The sequence below is a fragment of the Longimicrobiaceae bacterium genome, from assembly GCA_035936415.1.
Taxonomy (GTDB): domain Bacteria; phylum Gemmatimonadota; class Gemmatimonadetes; order Longimicrobiales; family Longimicrobiaceae; genus JAFAYN01.
Genome location: DASYWD010000074.1, coordinates 1 through 5,013 on the forward strand (window position 1 = coordinate 1; position 5,013 = coordinate 5,013).

Here is a 5,013-nt window from a genome sequence, read left to right on the forward strand (position 1 = left end):
CCTCCGTCTCACGCGCGCAGACCGGGCAGTCGGGGCCGTCCAGCCAGCCGATCTCCCGGCTGTGCCGCTGGCACCAGTAGCGCAGCTCGCTCCCGCAGACCTCGCACGGCCCCACGTGCGAGGGCTCGTGCTCCACCCCGCAGTTGGTGCAGCGCTCGACGACGGTGTTCACCCGCCCTCGCCTTCGCCCCCGGTGTCGCCGCCCGCACCGGCCGCCTCGGGGTAGACCTCCCGGATCAGCTCCGGCGGGATGAAGATGCGGTGCACCTCCGGGAGCTCGCCGCGCACCCAGCGCGCCACCACCGGCACACGCTCGTAGGGCCCGAAGACCTCGCGCGGCAGCCGGTGCGACATGGCGTTGATGGTCAGCACCGGGTTCGCCGCGTACGTGGGGAAGACGGCGAAGCGCTCCTCCACGTGGTCGTGCCCGCGAACCATCCGCTCGACGGGGCGGCCCAGGCGGGTGGCGAGCGCGCAGAAGGCCTCGAAGTCCTCCCGGCCGAACTCGCTGCCGCGGGTGGTGCGGTTGGGGATGCGCCGTCGCGCGCGCGGGTGCGCCCGCAGCCAGACGAAGTCCTGCAGCACCCGGGGATCGTTCCAGTCCCCGCCCTCCTCCAGCTCCGCGTGCAGGTCGACGTGCGGCACCCCGCCGTGCGCCGCCAGCAGCCCGTCGGGGAAGAAGATCGCCCGCGGCGCCCGCGCGAAGAAGGCGACGATCAGCCGGCCCAGGCGCACGGCCCAGGGGTGGTCGGGATGGGCGTTCAGCCAGTCCGTGAAGTCCGAGGGGAGCACCGACGACGTGAAGCGCCCGTCCTCGTAGCGCAGCGCCTCGTCGTGGTTGCCGGCCACGACCGTCACCCGCCAGTGGGGGCGCTCCAGGAGCAGCTCGAAGACGCGCAGCACCACCTCCGGCGCGTGCGGCCCGTCGTCGAAGAGGTCGCCCAGGAAGACGACGCGCGCCCGCTCCCCGCCTTCCGCGCGGCCGATCACCTGCAGCACCGCCTCCAGCGCGAGCAGGTCGCCGTGGAGGTCGCCCACGAACCAGACCTCCTCCCCCGGATCCTCCTTCACCTGGATGGCCCGGTCGTCGGGACCCTCGGCGTGCTCCTCGAAGGCGAGGCCCAGCGGTCCGCCCCCGGCGAGGCGGTCCTCCATGCGGCCGATGATCGCCTCCGCGCGGGCGTCGTCGAACGGGGTGGCGACGGCGCGGCGGACCGCCGCCCAGTCCAGGGCGCGCACCTCCACGACCCGCGGTCCGGACGGCTCCACCGGGGGCGGCTCGGCCGCGGCGGGCTCCCCCGTCGCCGCCCCGGAGGACGCGGGCTCCTCGACCGGTGCCGCCTCCCCCGCGGGGCGCTCACCCACTTCCTCGCCCTCGGCGGGGGGCGTCTCCCCACCCGCCGCGGGCTCCGCCTCCGGTGCCCGGTCTGCTTCGGTCTCTCTCACAGTTCGTTCTCTACGCGGAGCCGCAGCCGCTCGGGGCCGATGGAGAGGGTCGCCCCGTGCTCCAGCGCCGCCGAGGGCTCCGTCAGCTCCGCTCCGTTGAGGAAGGTGGGGTTCACGGCGCCGGGGGCGGGAGCGATCCTCCAGCCGCCCTCCACCAGGTCGCGCGACAGGAGGAACTGCGGCTCCGAGGCGTACACGGAGTCGTCCCCGGCGATGCCGCGCAGCAGCCGCTTCCCCACCGGGGTGTCCACCGCGACGGTCAGCCGCTGCGAGGTGTGCTCCGAGACCAGGACGACCCTCCCGGCACGCGTGTGGCCGCACGAGTCGCAGCGGCGCGCGTCGTCCGCCTCGTTGCCGAAGCCGCACGCGGGGCATTTCCACGCCATCGCCGCCTCACGCCGGGCGGACGGTGAGCGGCAGCTTCACGATGCCCTTCGCTTCGCGCCCCACCGCGAGCACGTCGCCCTCCTGGAGGGGCTGCGGCGCGGTGACCGCCGCGCCGTTGAGCAGCGTCTCGTTGGTGGCGCCGGGAACCGGGACCACCTGCCAGACGCCGTCGGGACGGCGCTCGAGGGCGCACTGCTCCGTGTCCCAGTGCACGAAGTCCTCTCCGAACTGGCGGACCGCGTGCTTGCCGAGCGGGGTTCGCACCCCGAGCGACATGGAGCGTCCCCCCTCGCCCGTGAGCTGGATGCGCTCCGAGCGCAGCGGCGCGGCGCCCCCGGTGGCAGAGGGGGCCGAGGTCCGCTCGGCCGCCGGGGTGGGAGCCGCGTCCGGCGCGGGCGCGGGCTCCGCGGGGGGAGCGGGCGTCGGTTCCGCAGCGGCCCCCGCGCGTCCGGTGAGGACGTCGCGCACCTCCAGGGCGGTGGGCCGGTCCTCCGGGCGCGGGGCCAGGCAGCGGTACAGGATCTCCACCACCGCGTCGTTGCTCGCCGGAGCGGGGATGGTGCCGCCCAGCTCCGGACGCGGCGCCGAGTGCGCGAGCGCCTGCTTCGCGTAGTCCTCCTGGTCCTCCGACCAGTAGGGGTGCCGCCCGGTGAGCAGCTCGTAGAGGATGAGGCCGCAGGTGAAGACGTCCGAGGCGGCGCCGGGGGTGGCGCCCGCGCTCAGGTGCTCCGGGGAGCGGTAGTTGTCGGTCCCCACGTAGCCCTGCTTGCCATGCCAGGGCGCCGTCTCGTCGGTCAGCACCGAGAAGTCCAGGTCGATGAGCTTGAGCTGGTAGCCGGCGCTGATGGACGGGTCCTGGACCAGGAAGGCGTTGTCGGGCTTGAGGTCGGTGTGCGCGACGCGCGCCTGGTGCAGCGCATGGACGCCCGACATCAGCACCTTCGCCCAGATGACGTGCCGCTCCCAGAGGCGCGGGTCGGCGAGGGAGATGGCGTGCCCCCGCCCCCCCGCCGCGCGGTGCTCCTCCTCCAGGATCCCGCCCAGGTCGTCCCCGTTCTCCACCAGCTCGAACACCTGGAAGTAGGTGCGCCCCCCCCAGACTGCCTCGAACGCGTCCAGAGTGCGCACGCAGTAGTTGCGCGCGGGGCTTTCCTCGATGCGCCGGTGCAGCTCCTTCTGGTAGCGCACGTAGGGGCGGTACCAGTCGAGCGTCACCGAGGGCGACTTGTACTGCTTGAAGAAGACCGGCTGCCCCGAGGGGCTCTCCGCCGCGTAGGAGATCGCCATCGCGCCCGGCCCGAACACGCGGGTGACGCGGTATCCGTTGACGACGTCCCCGACCTTGAGCTTCTTGGCCATGGGCGCCTCAGAGCGCGACGGTCTCGGCCGACTTGGAGACACTCGCCGCGAGCTGGCGCAGGGTGTTCCTGAAGTTCTCCGGGTCCGACGTGTAGCGTTCCAGCGCCTGCTGTGGGCTGAGGCCGGGGTAGGAGATCACCTCCCACTCGGACTTGTCCACCATGCTCAGCTCGTCGTAGCCCGGCATGTCGGGGGCGAAGAGGCTGAGGATGACACGGTTGTTGATGATGGCGTTGATGACGTCCGTGAGCCCGCCCCCCTTCGCCTCGGGGATGGAGAGCGTCGGCTTGTAGGAGGCGTCGGTGAAGACCACCACCACCCGCGCCGCGTCGCTGCGGTAGCGCCACTGGTTGGGATCGTGGCTCTGGGCGCCCTTCTCCGTCTGTCCCATGTTGGCGATCCGGTAGAGCGCATCGAGGAGCGACTCGGGCTCGTCGCCGCCGCCCTCGGCGCGGAGGCTGGCGAGCTGCGCGCGCAGCGCCTCCACGTCGTTGACGAACGGGTGGTCCACGAAGGGCTCGGGATCCACCTCGAAGTCGCGGTACCCCACCGCCTTCGCGCGCCAGTCGCGGACCGGGGAGACGTTGTTCCCTTCCCCCTTGCTCAGCGAGTCGACGAAGGTGCCGATGTTCTGCTTCAGCGCGTCGATGACGGGTGCCATGCTCCCTGAGACGTCGATCAGGAAGACGATGTCCGCGACCCCCCGGGTCTTGTTCTGCTGCGTCTGCTGGTCCATGGGCTGTCCCTGCGGTGGATGACGGTTCTGCTTGCGGGCGCGGCGTTTACGCACGTTCCGGTCCACTCCGGGCGCGGCCTCGCTCTCCACCCTTGACGGACTTGATGCACGCGCGCCGCCCCGCCACATTGCAGGCGTCGGAAACACCAGCCGAGCAACCTCCCGGCGCCATGACCACCCACCCGCCCGTCCGCATCCAGGTGGAGGAGCACCCGCTCCTCCACATCGCGGCTTTCACCACCCGCTTCCCCGCCCCGCTGGGCGACCTCCCCACCCCGGAGGAGATCCGCGCCCTGCTCCGCCCCGACGCCCCCGCGCCGCTGCAGCGCGACGAGGAGGTCCGCGCCGCCATCCGCGACCTCCTGCGCCTGGGCGGCTACAAGCCCACCGGCCGAGGCAAGCCCGCCTCGGAGTACCTGGTCCGGGCCGCGGGCGAGGGCGCGCTGGGCACCATCAACCTGGCCGTGGACGCCTGCAACGCCGTCTCGCTCCACGCCGGCCTCCCCATCAGCGTCGTGGACCTGGCGCTCGCCCGTCCGCCGTTCCGGGTCGCCGTCGCCCCGGAGGGCGCATCGTACGTCTTCAACCCGGCCGGACAGGAGATCGACCTGGGCGGGCTCCTCTGCCTTTTCGACGCGGACGGCCCGTGCGCCAACGCCGTCCGCGACGCGCAGCGCACCAAGACCCGCCCGGAAACGGTCTCCACCCTGTCGGTGATCTGGGGCACGGCGGGGCACGAGGACCGGCTGCGGGAATCCGAGAGGTGGTACCGCGCCCTGCTGGAGAACGCGGGGGCCCGCACCACCCCCGCCGGCTGAGCCGGGCCGCCGGCAGCCCCGGAGCGGGCTTCGAGCGGCGCTCCAGGGGCTGACCCCGGCGGGTGCCGGGACGCGTGGCAAGAACCTTTCATCTGGGTCCGGCAGGACCGGAGGGAAGGAGTCTTCATCGCCCCGAGCAGGGAAGCGCCCGTGATGCCGCAGCCGCAGTTTCGCAGGATCCCCGGAAGAACCGCCCGCGCCCGCGGGGCCGCCATGCTCCTCCTGGCCGCCGCGCTCGCGGCGTGCTCGTCCGCCGGGGAGGGCGGC

Annotated in this window: 5 protein-coding genes; 1 reads left to right on the top strand and 4 read right to left on the bottom strand. The window is 73.2% G+C overall.

Going from position 1 to position 5,013, the window contains the following annotated elements:
• Positions 1-168: 168 nt before the first annotated feature.
• From VGR37_03250 to VGR37_03265, 4 genes are read right to left on the bottom strand one after another with little or no spacing between them, the layout of a single operon-like run.
• On the bottom strand, positions 169-1,446 hold the full coding sequence (locus VGR37_03250; GenBank protein HEV2146411.1) for a metallophosphoesterase: 1,278 nt from the start codon (positions 1,444-1,446) through the stop codon (positions 169-171).
• Positions 1,443-1,832: a hypothetical protein gene (locus VGR37_03255; GenBank protein ID HEV2146412.1), complete on the bottom strand. Its 390-nt coding sequence runs from the start codon at positions 1,830-1,832 to the stop codon at positions 1,443-1,445. Before VGR37_03255 ends, VGR37_03250 begins: the two co-directional genes overlap by 4 nt.
• Positions 1,833-1,839: 7 nt before the next feature.
• The gene (locus VGR37_03260) at positions 1,840-3,192 is read right to left on the bottom strand and encodes a protein kinase (protein HEV2146413.1); all 1,353 of its coding nucleotides are present in this window, start codon (positions 3,190-3,192) and stop codon (positions 1,840-1,842) included.
• A gap of 7 nt (positions 3,193-3,199) precedes the next feature.
• Positions 3,200-3,928 (bottom strand): vWA domain-containing protein, encoded by a 729-nt coding sequence (locus tag VGR37_03265; GenBank protein ID HEV2146414.1) that lies wholly within the window; start codon positions 3,926-3,928, stop codon positions 3,200-3,202.
• A 170-nt stretch (positions 3,929-4,098) separates the two neighbouring features.
• On the opposite strand from VGR37_03265, the gene VGR37_03270 reads away from it, so the two are divergent.
• Positions 4,099-4,746: a hypothetical protein gene (locus VGR37_03270; GenBank protein HEV2146415.1), complete on the top strand. Its 648-nt coding sequence runs from the start codon at positions 4,099-4,101 to the stop codon at positions 4,744-4,746.
• Positions 4,747-5,013 lie beyond the last annotated feature (267 nt).

Coding starts and splice junctions, on each gene's coding strand:
- VGR37_03255 (HEV2146412.1), bottom strand. CDS start 1,832: ATGGCGTGGAAATGCCCCGCGTGCGGCTTCGGCAACGAGGCGGACGAC.
- VGR37_03260 (HEV2146413.1), bottom strand. CDS start 3,192: ATGGCCAAGAAGCTCAAGGTCGGGGACGTCGTCAACGGATACCGCGTC.
- VGR37_03265 (HEV2146414.1), bottom strand. CDS start 3,928: ATGGACCAGCAGACGCAGCAGAACAAGACCCGGGGGGTCGCGGACATC.
- VGR37_03270 (HEV2146415.1), top strand. CDS start 4,099: ATGACCACCCACCCGCCCGTCCGCATCCAGGTGGAGGAGCACCCGCTC.